This window comes from Haloferax sp. KTX1 (assembly GCF_902410085.1).
Classification (GTDB): Archaea; Halobacteriota; Halobacteria; order Halobacteriales; family Haloferacaceae; genus Haloferax; species Haloferax massiliensis.
The window spans coordinates 1-462 of record NZ_CABPRH010000147.1 but is presented as its reverse complement, the minus strand read 5'-3'; the positions used below and the strand labels follow the sequence as shown (position 1 = coordinate 462).

The 462-nt window shown below is 57.1% G+C and carries 1 protein-coding gene; it reads right to left on the bottom strand.

The window, feature by feature from the left end; translation table 11 throughout:
• Window positions 1-115: 115 nt before the first annotated feature.
• The gene (locus FY251_RS22735; RefSeq protein ID WP_186764064.1) at window positions 116-292 is read right to left on the bottom strand and encodes a hypothetical protein; all 177 of its coding nucleotides are present in this window, start codon (window positions 290-292) and stop codon (window positions 116-118) included.
• Window positions 293-462: the final 170 nt, after the last annotated feature.

Here is a 462-nt window from a genome sequence, read left to right as displayed (position 1 = left end):
GGATTATATTTGCCGGTACTGAGCTAGAGTTCGAGCCATCCGTCGATGGATCTTGCTTGGCAGAGACACAACGATGGCTATCGCTTCGGCAGTGTCTCCCGGCAATCGGGTACGGTTACGCGAGGAACTGGACGCCCAGGGACAGCAGGAACAGTACCACGACCCCGATCGATGACAGTTCGAGCCACCGGGACCGCACGTCGGCGGACCTGATACTTGCGACGAACAGCGTTCCGACGACGCCGACGACTACGACCAGTGCCAGATACACCGCGTTGAGCGCTGATGCCATATGATACCATTTCACAGCGGTACAGTAAACACTAGTGGTTGAGCGCCCCCTCCCCAACGGTAATGAGAGCCAATCACATAGACAGGGGCATGCGTCTCGAACTCCGAATCTGTAAACACTGCCACGAGGGGGATCACGGCAACGCCGAAAAGACGGCTGTGACACAGGAT

Bases quoted from the DNA above. Each gene is read 5' to 3' on its own strand.
- FY251_RS22735 (WP_186764064.1), bottom strand. From the start codon at position 292: ATGGCATCAGCGCTCAACGCGGTGTATCTGGCACTGGTCGTAGTCGTC.